This window comes from Pseudochryseolinea flava (genome assembly GCF_003286915.1).
Taxonomy (GTDB): Bacteria; Bacteroidota; Bacteroidia; order Cytophagales; family Cyclobacteriaceae; genus Ohtaekwangia; species Ohtaekwangia flava.
Genome location: NZ_QMFY01000007.1, coordinates 161,369 through 180,212 on the forward strand (window position 1 = coordinate 161,369; position 18,844 = coordinate 180,212).

17 protein-coding genes are annotated in these 18,844 nt (G+C 42.7%); 8 read left to right on the plus strand and 9 right to left on the minus strand.

Annotated features, from left to right (window positions below; genetic code table 11):
* Positions 1 to 2: 2 nt before the first annotated feature.
* The gene (locus DQQ10_RS14905; RefSeq protein WP_112747685.1) at positions 3 to 1,547 is read left to right on the plus strand and encodes a GMC oxidoreductase; all 1,545 of its coding nucleotides are present in this window, start codon (positions 3 to 5) and stop codon (positions 1,545 to 1,547) included.
* Between the two features lie 7 nt (positions 1,548 to 1,554).
* Here DQQ10_RS14905 and DQQ10_RS14910 read toward each other — a convergent pair whose 3' ends face one another.
* Positions 1,555 to 2,475, minus strand: a complete 921-nt coding sequence (locus tag DQQ10_RS14910) for a hypothetical protein (protein WP_112747686.1) — start codon at positions 2,473 to 2,475, stop codon at positions 1,555 to 1,557.
* A 125-nt stretch (positions 2,476 to 2,600) separates the two neighbouring features.
* Positions 2,601 to 3,104 (minus strand): hypothetical protein, encoded by a 504-nt coding sequence (locus DQQ10_RS14915; RefSeq protein ID WP_112747687.1) that lies wholly within the window; start codon positions 3,102 to 3,104, stop codon positions 2,601 to 2,603.
* A 148-nt stretch (positions 3,105 to 3,252) separates the two neighbouring features.
* On the opposite strand from DQQ10_RS14915, the gene DQQ10_RS14920 reads away from it, so the two are divergent.
* The gene (locus tag DQQ10_RS14920) at positions 3,253 to 4,131 is read left to right on the plus strand and encodes a DUF4350 domain-containing protein (RefSeq protein ID WP_112747688.1); all 879 of its coding nucleotides are present in this window, start codon (positions 3,253 to 3,255) and stop codon (positions 4,129 to 4,131) included.
* Here DQQ10_RS14920 and DQQ10_RS14925 read toward each other — a convergent pair whose 3' ends face one another.
* The 6 genes from DQQ10_RS14925 to gndA form a co-directional block, all read right to left on the minus strand.
* The gene (locus DQQ10_RS14925) at positions 4,132 to 4,752 is read right to left on the minus strand and encodes a DUF5034 domain-containing protein (protein ID WP_112747689.1); all 621 of its coding nucleotides are present in this window, start codon (positions 4,750 to 4,752) and stop codon (positions 4,132 to 4,134) included. It abuts the gene before it with no gap.
* Between the two features lie 59 nt (positions 4,753 to 4,811).
* Positions 4,812 to 5,609, minus strand: a complete 798-nt coding sequence (locus DQQ10_RS14930) for a hypothetical protein (protein WP_112747690.1) — start codon at positions 5,607 to 5,609, stop codon at positions 4,812 to 4,814.
* Positions 5,606 to 6,211, minus strand: a complete 606-nt coding sequence (locus tag DQQ10_RS14935; protein WP_112747691.1) for a DUF5034 domain-containing protein — start codon at positions 6,209 to 6,211, stop codon at positions 5,606 to 5,608. The genes DQQ10_RS14930 and DQQ10_RS14935 overlap by 4 nt, the downstream gene beginning before the upstream one ends.
* Positions 6,212 to 6,416: 205 nt before the next feature.
* Positions 6,417 to 7,139 carry a 6-phosphogluconolactonase gene (gene pgl, locus DQQ10_RS14940; protein ID WP_112747692.1) on the minus strand — a complete coding sequence of 241 codons (723 nt, stop codon included), beginning with the start codon at positions 7,137 to 7,139 and terminating at the stop codon, positions 6,417 to 6,419.
* Entirely contained in the window at positions 7,139 to 8,662 is a 1,524-nt protein-coding gene (gene zwf / locus DQQ10_RS14945) for a glucose-6-phosphate dehydrogenase (protein ID WP_112747693.1), read from the minus strand. The genes pgl and zwf overlap by 1 nt, the downstream gene beginning before the upstream one ends.
* A gap of 46 nt (positions 8,663 to 8,708) precedes the next feature.
* Positions 8,709 to 10,124: an NADP-dependent phosphogluconate dehydrogenase gene (gndA, locus tag DQQ10_RS14950; RefSeq protein ID WP_112747694.1), complete on the minus strand. Its 1,416-nt coding sequence runs from the start codon at positions 10,122 to 10,124 to the stop codon at positions 8,709 to 8,711.
* A gap of 442 nt (positions 10,125 to 10,566) precedes the next feature.
* Between gndA and DQQ10_RS14955 the strand changes: the two genes are divergently transcribed.
* Genes DQQ10_RS14955 through DQQ10_RS14970 form a run of 4 tightly spaced genes read left to right on the plus strand, consistent with a single transcriptional unit; the run spans position 10,567 to position 15,747 of the window.
* Positions 10,567 to 13,125 carry an XrtN system VIT domain-containing protein gene (locus DQQ10_RS14955; protein WP_112747695.1) on the plus strand — a complete coding sequence of 853 codons (2,559 nt, stop codon included), beginning with the start codon at positions 10,567 to 10,569 and terminating at the stop codon, positions 13,123 to 13,125.
* A 5-nt stretch (positions 13,126 to 13,130) separates the two neighbouring features.
* Positions 13,131 to 14,528, plus strand: coding sequence for an exosortase N (xrtN, locus tag DQQ10_RS14960; RefSeq protein WP_165823946.1), 1,398 nt, complete (start codon positions 13,131 to 13,133; stop codon positions 14,526 to 14,528).
* Positions 14,525 to 15,010 (plus strand): hypothetical protein, encoded by a 486-nt coding sequence (locus DQQ10_RS14965; RefSeq protein WP_112747697.1) that lies wholly within the window; start codon positions 14,525 to 14,527, stop codon positions 15,008 to 15,010. The genes xrtN and DQQ10_RS14965 overlap by 4 nt, the downstream gene beginning before the upstream one ends.
* On the plus strand, positions 15,007 to 15,747 hold the full coding sequence (locus DQQ10_RS14970) for a hypothetical protein (RefSeq protein WP_112747698.1): 741 nt from the start codon (positions 15,007 to 15,009) through the stop codon (positions 15,745 to 15,747). Before DQQ10_RS14965 ends, DQQ10_RS14970 begins: the two co-directional genes overlap by 4 nt.
* 2 nt (positions 15,748 to 15,749) lie before the next feature.
* Here DQQ10_RS14970 and DQQ10_RS14975 read toward each other — a convergent pair whose 3' ends face one another.
* The gene (locus tag DQQ10_RS14975) at positions 15,750 to 16,211 is read right to left on the minus strand and encodes a YHS domain-containing (seleno)protein (RefSeq protein WP_112747699.1); all 462 of its coding nucleotides are present in this window, start codon (positions 16,209 to 16,211) and stop codon (positions 15,750 to 15,752) included.
* 287 nt (positions 16,212 to 16,498) lie between these two features.
* Between DQQ10_RS14975 and DQQ10_RS14980 the strand changes: the two genes are divergently transcribed.
* Together DQQ10_RS14980 and DQQ10_RS14985 are read left to right on the plus strand one after the other, a co-directional pair.
* Positions 16,499 to 17,242, plus strand: coding sequence for an ImuA family protein (locus DQQ10_RS14980; RefSeq protein ID WP_185147035.1), 744 nt, complete (start codon positions 16,499 to 16,501; stop codon positions 17,240 to 17,242).
* A gap of 80 nt (positions 17,243 to 17,322) precedes the next feature.
* On the plus strand, positions 17,323 to 18,819 hold the full coding sequence (locus DQQ10_RS14985) for a Y-family DNA polymerase (RefSeq protein ID WP_112747700.1): 1,497 nt from the start codon (positions 17,323 to 17,325) through the stop codon (positions 18,817 to 18,819).
* Positions 18,820 to 18,844 lie beyond the last annotated feature (25 nt).

Here is an 18,844-nt window from a genome sequence, read left to right on the forward strand (position 1 = left end):
CCATGCATAGTGATGCTCGAAAATTAGAAGACAACACCACAATAGAAGGCGATGTGTGCATTATTGGTGCCGGCGCCGCGGGAATCAGCTTTGCCATGCAATGGATCGGTAAACCTTTTCGTGTCATACTTCTTGAGGGCGGTGGATTTGAGCCCGAAAACGAGATGCAAGATCTGTTTAAGGGAAGCTCAACAGGCCAACGATACTATCCGCTACAATCCTCGCGGCTCCACTATTTCGGCGGCACGACGGGACACTGGGCGGGGTTCTGTTCCGATTTCGACCCTGTAGACTTTAAAACAAGAAGTTGGGTTCCTCATAGCGGTTGGCCAATTGATAGGTCTACGCTCGATCCATATTACGAAAGAGCACACACCATTCTTGAGCTCGGACCTTACCGATACGATTTACCCTACTGGCAAGCGCAAGATCAAACGAAGAAACCTCTTCCTTTTGATGACACTGTGCTTTGGAACAAAGTATGGCAGTTTAGCCCTCCAACGCGTTTTTCTACGCGGTACAGAGACACTATTGTTAACGCACCTAACATTCACCTTTACACCTACACAAACGCGACAGAATTAACGCTGCACGATGACGATCGATCCATTAAAGAAGTTGTTGTAAAAAATTTAGCAGGTAAATCGCACGTGGTACGCGCACGTTATTATGTTCTAGCTTGCTGCGCGATACAAAATGCACGACTACTGTTAGCAAGTAATGAACGCGCCGCGAACGGTATAGGAAACGACCACGATCAAGTTGGAAGGAATTTCATGGAACACCTTGAGGTTAATTCCGGCGAATTACTACTCAAAGAAGCGATGTCACTGCCACTCTATATGTGGGATCCCTTCGTGACACGCATGCGCGCAGAGGTGGCTTTTAGAGAGCGCGTTCAACAAGCGCATCAATTGTTAAATGGGACAATATCGTTAAGTCCCTATACTGGTAAGGATCCAGAGGCTTACATCGATACGTTTTCCGATGATGCCGTAGAGCAAGTGAAACGTTGGGATGAATATGAAAAGCAACCAAAGAAAAAGAGAACGCCAAAGGCAGGCTTCTATAAACGCTTTAATCTATTCACCAGAATCGAGCAATCTCCGAATCCCAATTCGCGCATCACTTTAGCACATGAACGGGATGCACTGGGAATGCCACGAGCATCACTGCATTGGGCGCTACAACCAATAGAAAAAAGGAGCATTCGTACGATGTATCATCTCTTCGGACAACAAGTTGGCTTATCAAACATTGGTCGTGTGCGCGTGATGGAATGGCTGCGGGATACAGATGATAATCATTGGCCTTCAATTGTTGGTGGAGGTTGGCATCATATGGGAACTACACGGATGCATGACGATCCTAAGCAAGGTGCTGTTGATGTCAATTGCAAAATACATGGATTAGAAAATGCTTTTGTTGCTGGTTCATCGTGCTTTACGACAGCCGCCGCCGTCAATCCCACGCTTACCTTAATTTCACTGACACTACGTTTATCAGATCATATTGAGAAGATCATAACAGATAAACCAGTGATGTAGCAACGGCTTACTGCCAGTTCAACATCACATCGTCACCATTCGCGCGCAAGTATTTTCCCGTGGCTAGTGTAATCTCCGCCTTACCGTTGCAAGCGCTATGGAAATCAAGTAGGATAGTGCCAAGATCAAGGACGGAGCCAGCTTTAAAATTCTGAACAAAAGCACTTCCACTGATAGGGTTCGATTGACACTCGTTGTAGTTGAATTTCGTTTTGATCATGGCATGATAAAGCACGCCGCCACTTTTACTGTTAACCGTTGCAATTTGTCCACCGCCATTTACAGTAACATCATCATCATAAAAATTTATCGGCGAGTCACGCTGATCCACACTGATATGCCAAACGTTTTGAGTGACAGCGACGAACACATCATCCGACTGTTCTTCTTCCAGTCGCTCAAGTTCAAGATCAAATTTTCCTTTTGATAAATTGATACTTAGTAGCGTATCAGAGCCTTCGCCTATCACGATATCTTGCTCTGCAAAAAGGGTGATAATTCTATCATTTTCTTCATCGTAGAAAAATGGCACCGTATGAATCCCATACAACTTATACTGCGCGGACAGGATATCGATATCACCAAAAATAATAGACATTACACCACCTTGATTTCCGTTCCAAAGCGCCGCGATAGCAATATCACCTACAGCATTGTTGAAGGGCATTGGATGTGAAGCGTTAGCCGACACATAAATAACCCCCGCACCAGCGTAGCCTTCTCGGGTATCGGCATCAAAACTTATGTATGATGGAAGTTCGTAGCCTTTAAACGCCGCATTCGCAATTGACGCACAATATGCAATTGCAGCTGATGACTTAAAGCCGTGTTCCAATGGTTCGAGCTCTGGTGATTGCTTTAAATCTTCCACCACACCACATGACACCGCAATCAGTAACAAAAACGCATATCCAATAGGTCGTTTCATAACATGAATTTACCGATAATTCATGTATTTATTCCTGATTAAGCCAATCTGTAACCTTTAAAAAACTGCCGAATCAAGTGATCTTTCATGCACCAGATTCGGCAGTATATAAGAGCTAGTTCTTGCTACTTCAACTCAATGAATTGACTTACTTTAAATTCGCCGCGAATCCACATTGCTCGATCAATGCACAGGCTATAGGAACGCTCTCCCGCGGTGAATACAATCGTAAGCTTCGCTGCGTCAATCGACTTCGTTGGCTCGGCATCGAGCGATGCTTGTACAAATTTAATCGACTTCCAATCGATACCTGCGACTTTTCCATTCATGATCACATCTTGAAATGATTCGAACGTAGCGCGATCAAGTTCATCAAAATGGTCAGCGAAATCTTTCTTTGCTGCATCCAGATTGCTTCCGTACCAAGTGCTGTTCAAGCCCATGATCGTATGAAAATCAACCAGGTTAGGAAAAAGTGCCACATACGCTGCCGCTGATTCATGTTTAAAAGCATCAATCACTTGCAACGCAGTTTTCTCAGCGGCAAATTTTGTATCACGGTTCCGCGATGTTGTAAATGACGATAGCAGTAAAGCCGATGTTGCCAGGACAATAAGTGAAGTTTTCATTTTCGGATTCTTATTTTATACCGACCTTTTACGGTACCCACCAGGAGGAAAGCCTACGCTAAACGGAGCATGGCGTACGTAAAACACAAAACCACATTATCGTGGTGGTGTGACTTTAATTTTTACATCGATGTGATTATCTTTTATCATGAAAATACTTCTCACCACGATCGCCACTATACTTTCAACAGTGACTTTGGCCCAGCAAGTTGCAGATACGCTGTTTAAGCCAGTGCTGAGTAAACCAATGTACAGCAAGGGAAATGGTCCATCAGTTTATATTGATGAAGCACACAACAATTTCCACACGCGTGACGGAAGGTATAAACCTTTCACGTATGTGCTTGAGGCCGATGGGTATGTTGTCGATAAAAACACAAAGCCGTTTAGTTCGGAGTCGTTTGCAAAAGGTGGGATACTCGTAATCGCTAATGCGCTGCATGAATCGAATACTACTCGTTGGACATTGCCCACGCCATCCGCGTTTACAGACGAGGAGATTACTACAATCAATCGTTGGGTAAAAGAGGGCGGATCACTTTTCTTGATTGCTGATCACATGCCTTTCCCAGGTGCCGCTGAAAAATTAGCGGCGTCATTCGGATTCAAATTTGTAAATGGTTTTGCAGTCGGGAACGACATTTTCAAAGTAGGAGCGGGATTACATCGAAACATCATCACTGCCGGGCGTGAGTCATCAGAAGCGCTTGAATCAGTCAAAACATTTACGGGTTCAGCATTTGAAATTCCAAACGGCGCCGTACCGATACTTTCGCTGAATGAAAATTACAAAATTAAGAGTCCCGAAACCGCCTGGGAGTTTAACAAGCGCACGATCGTGACCTCTGGCAAAGACCTGCATCAGGGCGCGTATCTTGAATACGGACAAGGGAAAGTGATTGTGTTTGGTGAAGCTGCGATGTTTACGGCGCAGCTTCAAGGAAAGAACAAGATGGGGATGAATTCAAAAGATGCTTCACAGAACCTGCAGCTACTTTTAAACATTCTGCATTGGCTCAGTATGTGACTAATCAACTAGGTCTATTTCGTCCACTGTTTTTTCAACTACACGCCCATCGCTAAAAGTCACCTGAACTTTGAATTGGTTGCTAGTATTTGACTCGGGCGCAGTCGCCAAGTATAAATCCACATCTTCATTAAGTTGATCGACGAGGTAAATTGTTTTGTTGCCAAACTGATCTAAAAACTTTGTAAGTGTCATTGCGTTAGCGCCGTTGCCAACACGAAAATAATTCGACACATCGCTGCCTGCAGAATGTGTGTCATCAAAGTCGTTTACCGTAAATACCTTAATTGATGCGATGGACTCAATACCAACATACTCGTTAGGTGGGCAATCTGTTGCGTACAAGGGAGAAAATACCGAAAATTTGACTGGTCCCGTAATGCGGGCAACCATCTCACGCTGTATCGCCAATCGGATTCCATAAGCATGTTTACTAACGTCACCTTCCAGCACAACACTTGGCTGCGTTCCACTGTAGTCGAGGTTTTTAACCTCAAGCAACTTATGTGTGTATTGATATGTGTTTCCGAAATCGCCATCACAGTCTCCAGTAGAACAAGCGATGAGAACTTCAAACATGTAGGGAAGAAGGAGGAGTAAGAGGATCTTTTTAAACTTCATAACCGGTTTTTAAAGAATAGACGGAGCAGGTGTGCTGAATGTTGGAAACAAATAATAAATTATTCACTCCTAAATTCCTTAAATTTCTGCAGCACAATAATCACGCCTGCAGCTGCATTGATACTGACGATACTTCTTTTATAATCTACCGTACGTGAACTCATCTCACCATTACTCGCTTGTCGTACATCTTCGTTTATTGTTAAGTTAGGACGGAAATAACTTCCAGACAAGTCGACATTTAGATACAAACGCGGCCGTAACTTATAACCAGTCGAGATCCCCGCGAGGACGGTGAAGGAATTCGTGGCTACATTGCTTCGTTTGTATGACACCGTATAAAATTCATGGGAGTCCTTTTCTTTCAGTACAACCGATGCGTTCTGGATGTCGAAAGTCGAGACACCTACGGAAAGTCTTGGATTTAAAAACCATCGAGTTGTTTCATATCTATAAACTCCACCGAGCATAACTCTTGCGACGCTTTTCATATTAGCATACCAGACCTCGCCCCCCGAACCTGCGACAAAAAAACGATCAACTCCAAATTGTTCTCGTACCTGTTCTTGGAATTTCGGCGCGTTGATATTGACTTTGTCAACGAACGCAATTTGAGCATCGAATTGAATACCGAAACGTCGATTAAAATACAGTGAGCCGGATAGCGCTTGCCAGTAGAAGTTCAAATCTTTGTAACCAATTAGCGCATCTGAAGCATCACCCTTAAACAGTTTCTTAATAGGAATTATTGCACCCACCGCTGGATTAATAGTGATCTTCGATTGATAATTATGATCTTGGGCAAACATTATCGAAGTGCACGACAGGAGCATGAGTATGAAAGTAATCGTCTTCATTCGACAAGTTCGATTTCGTTCGTAGTTCCTTCAAAATTACGACCATCGCTTATCGTGACTTCTAGTTTAAACTGATACGTACCTGGTTCAGGCTGCGTCATCAGTAAAAGATTGATTTCATGGGCTTGAATCGGCCCATTTAAATTGAGCGTTTGGTGTCCATACATGTTCACATAATCGTCGAGTGCTGTAAACGCACCTGTTAATCCGACTTTGAAATAGTCCGACACATCGCTACCTGCTCCATGCTCTTCATCAAAATTTACCAACGAAACGACTTTGATTGACGTAATCGAATCTTTTGCAATGTATTCATTCTCAATGCAATCACTCGCATAAAGTTTCGTAGAAAAAGACAAGCCTGGTTCGTGCAGTATGGCGGCAATCGCATCGCGGCTAATGGATAATCGAATGCCGTAAGCACTCCTTTTCACTTCACCTGAGGTGACGACGGCTTTGGCACCGCTGTTATCGAGGTTGGCTACTTGAAGATCTTTGTGAACATATTGATATGTTTCAACGTCGCATCCCATGGAACAGGAACTGGCTACGTCGAGCAGGAACGGCACTGCTAAGACAAGAAGGACTTTCCTAAATTTCATAATCGGGGTCGGTTTATTTAAACTTGACACCTGCAAAGGCGCAAACGTTGGAATGACCAAAAATATATAAATACTAAAACGACTGCCTTTGAATGGAAAAGTGAATCGGTTTAACTATTCCGCAAAATTCCCGCGTCCGAATAAAACACAAAAAAAGTCATCGCTGTTTCAGACAACGATGACTCTATTTTCAGACTACTTTGCACTATTGAATATTCTTCGCTGCAGGTTCATCCATATACCATTCCAATTTCCCGGCAATCGGTTTGATTAGCTGTGCTGGGTATTGTGTGATATTGACCGCACCTTTTAACACTTGCTCAACTGCCGGAGCTTTACCTGCGCCAAACAATAAGAAAGCAATATGATGTGCTTGATTAATCAGCGGTGCTGTTAATGTGATACGATTCATTTTTACCTTCTCGATGTACAGGCTTTTTACCAACGCCTGCTGCTCTTGAAGAACTGAAGTACCAGGGAAGAGTGACGCGGTATGTGCATCGTCACCCAAGCCAAGAATTATCAAGTCAAACTTTACGGGCGCGGTACCGAAATATTCTTTGATTGCTGTTTCATACGCAGACGCACTAGCTTCTGGTGACAGCGTTGTGTCCATGATGAAAACTTGGTTCGCCGGAATTTTCAGTGGATCAAATAGCGTCTGTTTCGCCATTAAGTAGTTACTATCCGGATGATCCGCTGGAACATAGCGTTCGTCGCCAAAGAAGAAAAACACTTTGGACCATTCAATCTTATTTCGATAATCGTCGCTCGTGAGCAATTCATGAAGGCGCTTGGGAGAACTTCCACCTGAAAGCACCAATGAAAATCTTCCATGCTTTGCAATTGATTCTTGCGCACGTGTAACAACCAAATCGGCAGACGCAGCAACGAGACTGTCGACATCTTTGAAAATATGAATGCTCATTAGTGTTTCGGCTTGCTAGTTTGAGGAAGTGTAAACCAATGAAATCCATCTCTGGCGAGAAGCGCATCCGCAGATTCTGGTCCCCATGAATCCGCTGAGTAATTCGGGAAGCTTGTTGATTTTTTCGTTGCCCATGCATTGATGATTGGCATCAACAATTCCCAGGCTGCTTCAACTTGATCACCGCGCATGAAATGTGTTTGATCTCCGAGCATCGTGTCGAGTAGGAGTGTCTCATAAGCTTCCGGCGTCTCGGTGGTGTACGTTCCCTTGTAATCAAAGATCATATCCACTGGGTTCAATATCATATCGAGTCCTGGGCGCTTTGCTTGCATCTTCAAACGAATACTCATCTCTGGCTGAATACTAATGATGAGTTTGTTCTGTTGCCATCCTTCGCTCGACCCAGTCGGGAATATTTGGTGAGGAACATCTTTAAATTGAATGGTAATTACCGAAGAGGATTGGTGCATTCTCTTTCCTGTTCTCAAATAGAATGGAACACCATGCCATCTCCAATTATCGATGAAGAACTTGATGGCCGCAAAGGTTTCTGTATTTGATTCTTTCTTCACACCTTTTTCTTCACGATAACCAGGTACTTCTTGTCCTTGCATCCAGCCCTTGCTGTATTGTCCACGCACGGCATTCTTTTGAACATCTTCAGGCGAAAATTTCCGCATCGAATTCAACACATCTACTTTACGGTTGCGAACGTCATCTGCACCGAAGTTTACCGGCGCTTCCATCGCCACAAGACACAACAATTGGAGAATGTGATTCTGAACCATGTCGCGCAATGCTCCCGAGTCGTCATAATAACCACCGCGGTCACCAACGCCGAGTTGCTCGGTAACAGAAATTTGTACGTGCTCAATATAGTTTCGATTCCAGATTGGCTCGAGTATAGAATTCGCAAAACGGAACGCGAGGATGTTCTGAACAGTCTCTTTTCCGAGATAGTGATCGATACGGTAAATCTGTTTCTCTGTGAAGATGCCGCTTAATAATTTGTTAAGTTCTTTCGCTGACTCCAAGTCATGTCCGAATGGCTTTTCAAACACAATCCTGGATTTGGTTGGATTCGCTGTCAACTTATAGGCCGCCAAATTCTCAGCAATCGTTGCAAAGAAACGAGGTGCTACCGCAAGATAGAATATTACATTGGGTTCAGTTCCTGCAACCTGTGCAAATGACTGAACACGTTCGTACATCTCCTTGTAGGTTTTGGGATCCTGAACGTCTGAAACATGGAAATGGATGTGCTGAGAGAAGGAATCCCACTGCTTCGCTTCGCCGCTTCTGGAAAATTTATTCACATCCGTTAAAAGCTCACCACGAAATTTTTCGTCCGTAAACTGGGTGCGTCCCATTGCTACGATCTGAAAGTTCTCCGGCATCCAGCCTTCAAGAAACAAATTGTAAAGGGCAGGGATTAATTTTCTCGATGTGAGATCACCTGTTCCTCCAAAAATAAAAAATATGGTGGGACCTGATTGGGTTAGGTCTTTCGTTGTGGTCATCGTTAAACGCGATTTAGTATTTGGTAGTTATTTGGTTTGGTCTACGCTATTTGGCAGTCCATGGTGTATGGAACACGCCTTCTTTATCAACACGCTCATAAGTATGCGCTCCGAAATAATCGCGCTGTGCTTGGATCATGTTCGATGGCATATGTTCGCTGCGGATTGCGTCGAAGTAGCTCAATGATGCTGCATGCGCAGGAATTGAGATACCGGCAGCAACCGCTGTGGAGACGATCTTCCGTGTGCCCGCGATAGCACCGTTAACTTTGTCCGCAATGCCACTGTCGAGCAGCATGTGCGGTAACGCTCTGTTCTTCTTAAATGCTTGATGGATATCTTCCAAAAACGTCGATCTGATAATGCAACCACCACGCCAGATCAACGCAATCTCATCAAGCTTGAGGTCGTAGTTAAATTCTTTCGATGCCTGTGAAAGCATGTGCATACCTTGCGCATAGGCAATGATCGTCGAGAAATATAACGACTCTTCAAGCGCATTGATGAATGGTTGCTGATCGCCGTCAACCTTCTGCTTGCTATCCTTGTAGATCGATGAAGCTGTTACACGAATTGATTTATATTTAGAAAGGTCGCGCATAGAAACAGCGGTATCGATGGCTGTTATCGGCAATTGAAGATCCATCGCTACTTGTGATGTCCACTTACCAGTTCCTTTCGAGCGGGCCTCATCTTTGATAAGATCAAGCAACAATGTTGTCGAGCCTGGTTCTTTATAAGCAAAGATGTCACGTGTAATTTCTACAAGAAATGATTGTTGACGTCCTTCATTCCACTGCTTAAATATTTGATGCATCTGGTCGCCGCTCAGACCAAGTCCTTTGCGCATGAACTCATACGTCTCGGCGATCAACTGCATGATCGCATACTCGATACCATTGTGCACCATCTTCACAAAATTGCCTGAAGCTCCAGGCCCAATATATGTTACACATGGTTCACCTTTAACTTTTGCAGCGATTGCTTCAAAAATCGGTTTAACAACTTTGTAGGCTTCTTGATCACCACCAGGCATTAAGCTTGGGCCATTGCGAGCACCTTCTTCTCCACCGGAGACACCCATTCCAAAAAAGTGCAGTCCTTTTGACTTCAACGACTCGGCGCGGCGATTTGTATCCGTGAAATATGAATTACCGCCGTCAATAATCAGATCACCTTTATCGAGTAGGGGAGTGATCTCTTCGATAACACTGTCAACAATTTTCCCCGCAGGCACAAGAAGCATCACGGCACGCGGTTTCTGCAAGCTGTTGATAAATTCTGAAAGGCCGCTAAATGCTTTTACTTCACCTTTCACTTTTTCCTTTCCGAGGGCTTCCACTTTTGCAGCATCCTTGTCGTATCCTGCTACCTTAAATCCATGATCGGCCATGTTCAACAAAAGATTTCTTCCCATCACACCAAGTCCGATCATCCCCAGTTCGTAATTCTCGCTTTGCATTTTTACTAATTAAGACGGTTAGTTTTAAGAAAATATTAAAGTTCTACGTAATTGTTGTGGTCAACTGACTCAAAACAGGCCGAAGATAATACAAGTTCGGCTTTATCCATTATTTGTTTCGCAAATCGTGGCCCGTTAGGAATTCAACACGCAGTAATCGGAGGGATCACCAATGCTTATTTGGTAAGTAAATTACGTAGGAATCGCCGCCGTTGGTAACGATCTCATTGTTGAGGTGCATTAAAATGGATTAACTTTTATTTTCAAAGTACTTTCGTTTTTGTAACTTTACCGCATGGTAGTCCGTTAACTTCCTCAAATTTCAATGAGATCAAATTTCTACACACATTCCTTATCGCTTTCAATGAAAGCATTTAAAGCCAGTGTGCAAAAAAATTTGCTCATTAACTTTGCAGTTAAAAGTACTTTTAATTAACCGATTATGTTTACCGAAGAAGCCCCAACGAAAGAACTCCCGTCACCGCACGAAACCCTTCACAAAAAAAATGAAAACCAAATTCCGTACTACCTCGGCTATGGACTCTTAGCAATCTCCGCCGCAGTATATCTCATTACCGAACTCTTTGGCCTTCGTAGAAGCGACGATGGCCTCACTCTTTTCGTCGCGCATTATGCATTGGCATTAGCGTTCACATTTATCTTACTACACCACAAAAAAATTGGGATTCGAAAATCATGGTATCGAACAAACATTCACCTTACCATCATCCTATTAAACTTATTTTTAGTGAGCGCATATAGCCTCAACCGCGTCATGGATGTTTTCCAAGATTCATCCGACTGGCTTTGCGTCGCCATCCTCATCACTTCCACCACTGCACTTGCCTTTCGATTTTACCCACAACTTCCATCATTCGTCAAAGGCATCGGTAAGGCAATTCTCGGTTTCGCAATTGTACTCTATACATACATGATCTTTTATGTCGCGCCGTTCTACGCTTTCGGTGCCATCGGAACAATTTTGCTCGCGGTTGGCTTCCACATCTTCGTACCGTTGCTCATGGTCACCAGTTTAATCGCACTACTCTACAAGATTCATCATGATCACGACCGCTCTGTATACTGGGCTATTATCGGCGGATCGCTAACCACTATCTACACTATTTTCTTTGCACTTGAATGGCGAAATCGTATTCAACGCATCGAGCACTATTCATACAACAGCGTCCTCGACGACAACACCGAACTCCCTCATTGGATCACCATCGCCGAAAACATCGAAGATGATTGGATCACCCGAACTATTCTCAAAGGAACACTTCGCTATACACTTTATAATCCAAATCAATGGCATTTCATTCCTAACCGTTTGGCTTGGGATGAAAAAAGAATTCACGATCCTTTAGTGTTTATCGGAAGTCTTTTCGGCGAGGTTAACTTAACTGAGGAAGATCGCATTAAAATACTCCATACGATCTCAGAGCGTCGTCACAAATCCGAGGAACGCCTATGGAGCGGAGACAATCTTGTAACCGCTCACATCATCAACGACATTGATATCTATCCGGATCTTCGTTTTGCATACACAGAAAATTATTTCGACATCAAAAATACCAGCGAACATGGTCGTTGGTGGGGAAATACACAAGAAGCCTTATACACTTTTCAATTACCCGAAGGTTCTGTCGTTACATCGTTATCGCTTTGGATCGAAGGTAAGGAGCAAAAAGGAATTTTAACCTCAAAAGGAAAAGCAACCGAGGCATACAACACCATTGTAGGAAAAGAAGTACGCGATCCGTCCGTCGTCCATTGGCGTGAAGGTAATACCGTTGTTGTTCGCGTGTTCCCATGCACTACCGAAGAGGAACGAAAAGTAAAAATTGGAATTACGACACCGCTCCAAGTTCAAAACGGTGCGCTAATCTATAGCAACATCATGTTCGACGGACCTTCGCCAAATGAGGCACAACAAACAATTCGCATTCGCTTTCCAAAAGGAAATGCTGGAATTCAATTGCCCAACACCTTTGAACGCGACAATAAAGGCTATTTCACTGCAAAACAATCTTACGACGAAAAGTTTACACTTAAACTTCCACTGACCACTATTCCAAAAAACAACCAATTCTCTTTCGACGGGTTCACCTATCAAATCGCTGACCACCAACCAACCACTACCCACCTCGATGTGAAGTCGCTATACTTAGACCTTAACAACTCCTGGACATCGGATGAACTCTCCGCAATACAAAACACTCTTGACTACGCTCATGCCATCGCTTACACTGAGGGTGAATTCATCAACATTACACAAGCAAATTGGAGTCAAATCGTTCCAATTCTCGCAAAGCGAAATTTCTCCATCTTCCCATTTCACAAGATTAAAGATGTCGATCATGCACTCGTCGTAACCAAAGGAAATCCGCTTTCAATACAACTTTCAGATTTGAAAGACACACCATTTTCAGATGCATTGCATACCTATTTCAGTGATGAGAAGCGGATATTCACTTTCAACCTTACCGGTGGAACATCGACGTACATCCGCTCATTGCGTGAACTCAGGGTATTGCACTACGCAAGCGGAGATACCGAATACCTAAACAAACTCATCAAATCGAAAACATTTCCGACTGCAAACGAATCTGAGAACCGTGTTGTATTGCATGATGCAAACGTCGCCATTACGAAAACTGTATCAGATCCAACACCTAACATCAACACAGCACCAGACCACCTCGCAAGACTATTCTCCTACAATGACATCATGCGACAAACTGGTTATCATCATTTCCAAAAGGAGTATACCAATGACAACCTCGTCACCGAAGCCGCGAAAGCTTACGTCGTGTCGCCTTTATCAAGTTTAATCGTCCTTGAAACGCAAGCGGATTACGATCGCTTCGGAATAAAAGACGTCAATAACACTTTGGGCAATGCCTCGAAGCAATCAACAGGAGCTGTTCCTGAACCACACGAATGGATCATGATCATCCTCTGCGGAATCATCATACTCTATTTCAAATTCAAACAATAGCCGATATGATTTCGAGCGCCAACGCCATTCGCCTATCAAGCATGCTCATGACACTCCGCTTACATCATTTCATCGTAAGCCTGGTTATTCTCGCCGGTGCGATCGCTGCACTTCCACTTTCATTCTTCTCCGCCACGAATGTCTGGATGGGTGCGCTGCTCTTACCCTATGGTTTAATCATTGTGTCACAGCCGCGTTTCAACTTCGGTTACTGTTTGATGGCCATGGCGTTCGGCGCTCTATCAATTGTATACGGTGTTCGAATGTTCTACTTTTTTACGCTTGCATTTTCTATCCTCACACTCGTCGAATTTTACGTTGGAAGAACACATCGTCTAATTCTTTTCCTGCTTCTTGCCATGTCGCCATTTTTTAATCAGGTTATAGGATTGCTTGGGTTTCCCATTAGGATTTTGCTTAGTGAATGGGCGGGAAACCTCTTAGCCACCGCGGGCTGGGATGTTCACACTGACGGCAACATCATCGTGATGAGCGACGCAACATTTAGTGTTGACCAAGCATGCATGGGATTGAACATGCTGGCCATTTCAATGTTGATGACGGTTTTTATGATCGCGTTCCACATGCGGAAATTTAAGAAGACAATTTCATTCACCGCTGTTTCGAGTCTTTTTACATTAACATTTATACTCAACGTAGCTTCCAATTTTCTTCGTATCCTAATACTGGTTGTGTTTAAAATCTTACCGGAACATCCGCTGCATGAACTGGTCGGCATTGTTTGTCTGCTGCTCTATATCTTGCTACCACTTTATTTTATTACGAAATGGATCATTTCAAAGCTGGGCCAACCTCTTACTTCTTCTCAGCCGCAAATGCCATTAACAACAAAACAGCGAATGGTATTGTATGCAGTTGCCTCGAGTTTATTCATCGTCGGCATCTTTGTCAACTTAAAGCGCCACGATATTGACAATGCAATTTCTCAAGCTACGATTCACCACGACAGGATAGGCGTTCATTCTCATTTCAGAGACATCAAAATGAAGCACCTCGACAAGAATATTACCAAGCTATCAAATAATAACGTCTTGCTATACCTCAAACCCATACCAGAATTTTTTACGGGTGATCATTCACCGCTTTTTTGCTGGCAGGGTGGCGGATATGAATTCAAGAAAATTAACATCAAAAACATATCGGGCAATACTATCTACGTTGGACAAATCATCAAGGGTGATGAGAAACTTTTTACTGCTTGGTGGTATAGCAATGGAGAGATCATCACCATCGATCAATTCGATTGGAGGATCCGGATGATGAAAGGAGAACATGCGTTCAATCTTGTCAACGTAACCTGTGCTACAGAGCAAGCCCTGCAGGCCACAATAACAGAATTATTCAGTTCCTCATTGATAACTCTTAATCAGCGTTCCATATGACATTGGAAAAACAAATTCGATACCTCATCATTTTGTTCATCGTTGGATTGGTCTTCAGCGGCGTGACAGCTTTTCCTATCGAAACATTGTTGGCTTTCGGAAAGCAATGCCTCGACAATTTAAAGATTGACAATAGTCTTAGTCAATGGATCAATTTTGTTTACAAAGGCGTGACCGAGATGAATAAACGATTTCCATTTATGGCTTATGGAACAGATTGGCTCGCATTTGCGCATTTGGTTATCGCAGTTGTCTTTATAGGCCCATTACGTGATCCCATCAAAAACATTTGGGTCATTCAATTCGGACTTATTGCATGTGTCGCGATTTTTCCTTTGGCGATTATTGCTGGAGGCGTGAGAGGAATTCCCATGTTTTGGCGACTCATTGATTGCTCCTTTGGTGTTATCGGCGGCATACTGCTTTGGATTTGTTATCAGAAAATACTCAAACTCGAAAAAATTAAAACAGCATTATCATGAACACTACAACAAAAACAGTTATAGGTGTTATTATCTTTTCCATTGCCATGGCAGCATTAGAAAGTGCCGTGGTGGTATACTTACGCGCATTATATTATCCGGGAGAATTTACAGTTGCGCTTCGTTTGATCGAAGAAAAGATACTGTTGGTTGAAATCGCGCGAGAAGCTGCTACGGTTATTATGCTTGGTGCTATAGGATATTTATGTGGACGCAATTTCAAGGATAGATTTGCATACTTCCTCCTTAGCTTCGCCGTGTGGGATATTTTTTACTACATCTGGTTAAAAGTATTCATCAATTGGCCGGCAACGATTATGGATTGGGATATTCTCTTTTTGATTCCAATCACTTGGCTTGGTCCGGTGTTAGCGCCTGTGATATGCTCTGTTAGTATGATCGTCTTGAGTTACATGCTCATTACGCGATCATCGCAATATGTGATCTCTAAACAAGTATGGAGCTTTTTGCTTTTAGGGTGCGCGTTGATTCTATATACTTTCATCAAAGATTACAGCGCGATTTTGATTGATAACAATCTGCTTTCTGATTATGCCAACATCATGCAAAATGAAACATTCGTTCGAATTGCTTCATCGTACATTCCAACGTCTTTTAATTGGGCAATCTTTATTTGTGGAGAAGGATTAATCTTGATCGGAACGTTCTTTGTTTACCGTTCCGAACAAGATCACAGTGTAGTCAATGAGATGCTTAAATTTATCCCCAAGACCTAAAATTAGCGAATGGTCTTTAACCAAAAGTTATCGCCTGATGTTTTGAGTTTGCCCTCATTTTTATTCCATCCAAGCAAGTGGTTCTTTCCGTTGAAATTATGAAAGAGGTAAAGCTTTCCATCAACAATTTTAAAAGTAGAAGGATCGACTTTTACACGCTTTCCATCTGTTGCCATTGAGAATGCATCCCATCCACCGTAGGCAGGCTCATACTTCTGTGGAGATTTTTTAAATTCTTCCATGTTTTCAGCACTCACAAAATAATAGTCGATGCCTTTGTGTGTTACTTCAAATTTGTCAATTCCTTTCGCTGGTTTGCCTTTGAAATAACTTACTACATCAAATTCTCGAGCAGCCACACCGTTGTCAGTCAAATTAAAATTACGACGGCGTTGTGCATCTTCACTTTGTGCCATTACGTGCAACGACAAAAAAGTTAAAATGAAAGCAAATGATATTTTCATATACGATTCTTTATGCTCACAAAATTAGTACACTTAACGAGCAGACTAAGGTATTTTGGCGAGCGGATAAGAAGCTTAAAGCTGAAAGCGATGATGGTCAATCTGTATCATACCGATTCTCGCAAAAACTAACATAAGCAATGTTATGACCAACCCTTAAGAAAACACTAAATCTTTGATTGTAAGAGACATAAGCACAAAATAGAAAATCAAAAAAAACTAATTTATTTAGTTTTTACACTAATTATATTGGTTTTTATAGTTTTGTATAACAATCACAACGGGTTATGTCTCGCACATCGAAAGCTGATATTTTTGCGGCATTACAATCGGATATTCTCCGGCTGCAAGGCTTTAAGCCATCAAGCCATATACAAGTTGACGCTGGTCTTGGCCCGCTCATAGAAGCTTTTCCCAATGCGACATTTCCGTTGGGGGCAGTACATGAATTTCGATTTGAAAAAATAGAAGATTCTGCTGCGACGAATGGTTTTCTTTCTGGACTATTATCGAATGTAATTGCCGAACATGGTACCATATTATGGATTAGTGCTACACGTACATTATTTCCACCAGCGCTAAAAAATTATGGCCTTCAGCCTGACCGTTGCATTTTCATCGATTTAAAAAATCAAAAAGAAGTTATGTGGGCAATGGATGAAGCCTTAAAATGTGGCGCCTTATCTGCTGTTGTTGGTGAAGTGAACGAAATTGATTTTACAGCATCAAGACGTTTACAACTAGCGGTTGAAAAAAGTCAAGTTACAGGATTTATTATTCTACCGGAGGAAAAAAAAATCAACACAACCGCTTGTGTTTCGCGCTGGAAAATAACCGCACTCCCCAGTACTACTATCGATGATTTACCAGGTATAGGTATTCCCAAATGGAAGGTTGAACTTCTTCGTATACGCAATGGTAAACCAGGCGTGTGGGAACTGGAATTACGCAAAGGAAAATTTGAACAAAGTATAAATCCAAGCGCAGAAACATTGAAGCGGAATACCGAAAGCATTCAGCAAACAGCATAAGGCAACTCTTCATTAAAAATTAATGAACGCTTTGAACCTCTCACGAATTTTAAAACAGCAATCTATTCTAACACGAGCAATTGAGTACTTATATTGCCATATGGTTTCTTCACTTAAACACAGATTGGTTTTCACTTCGTCAACCTGTGTTAAAAACATTGCCATTGGTATTGCGTACACCATCTCATGGAAGAATGGTGATAACCAGCACAAATGCCGTTGCTGAATCCAAAGGCATCAGAAAAGGAATGGTACTGGCTGATGCCCGTGCCATTATACCAGACCTCCAAATAATAGACGACCAAGCTGATCTTCCACAAAAACTTTTACGGCGTATAGCGGAATGGTGTATTCGTTTTACGCCCATTGTTGCTGTTGACCTTCCCGACGGACTTTTGTTTGATGCTAGTGGATGTTCCCATCTGTGGGGTGGCGATGAAGCCTATGTAGGTGACATCGTTAAACGTTTAACACAACGTGGCTATAACATTCGTGTAGCACTTGCAGATACACCTGGGGCTGCTTGGGCTGTCGCACGTTTTGGCAATGATTCACTGATCATACCGAAGGGAAAACAATTGGAAGCAATTCTTCCCTTACCGCCAGAAGCATTGCGTTTAGACGTAGAAAATTGTGAGCGACTTCATAAACTCGGCTTTCATCAGATTCAACAATTTATTAATCTACCACGCGCATCACTGCGTCGTCGATTTGGGCAACAAGTACTAACACAATTGGATAAAGTATTGGGAAGCGAAGTAGAATTTCTCGATCCTGTTATTCCTGTAGTTTCTTATCAGGAAAGACTTCCATGTTTGGAGCCAATCATAACCGTTACAGGTATTGAGATTGCCTTGCAAGAATTATTAACCATGCTTTGTTTAAGATTACAGCAAGACCAGAAAGGAGTTCGTACGGCAATATTTAAAAGTTATCGCGTAGATGGAAAAATCGAGCACGTTGAAATCTCTACCAATCGTCCTTCACATCATGTAAAACATTTATTCAAATTATTTGAACTTAAACTTTCATCTATAGAGCCTGCGCTAGGAATTGAGCTTTTCGTTTTAGAGGCATCAAAAGTTGAAGATCATTTTTCGAAACAAGAAAAGATGTGGGAAGATACAGGTGGGTTAGATGACATCAGGCTTGCAGAACTTCTCGATCGCATTGCCAGTAGGGTTGGCATGTATGCTATTCACCGTTATGTCCCTGCGGAACACTATTGGCCAGAACGTTCTTTCAAAAAGGCTAACTCTCTGCAGGAGGAACTTACAACGTCTTGGCGGACTGATAAGCAACGTCCGCTTCAAATTCTTCGAAGGCCTGAGCGCATTGAAGTAACAGCACCAATACCAGATTATCCCCCCATGTTGTTTATCTATAAGGGAAGGATACACAAGATCGTTAAAGCCGATGGTCCTGAACGCATTGAACAAGAATGGTGGCTTCAACAAGGGCAACATCGCGACTACTATCATGTAGAAGATGAATCAGGACATCGATACTGGCTCTTTCGATTAGGACATTATCATGACAAGATTTTCCAATGGTTTATACACGGCTATTTCAGTTAATCATGTTGATTCTTAAGGAATGTTA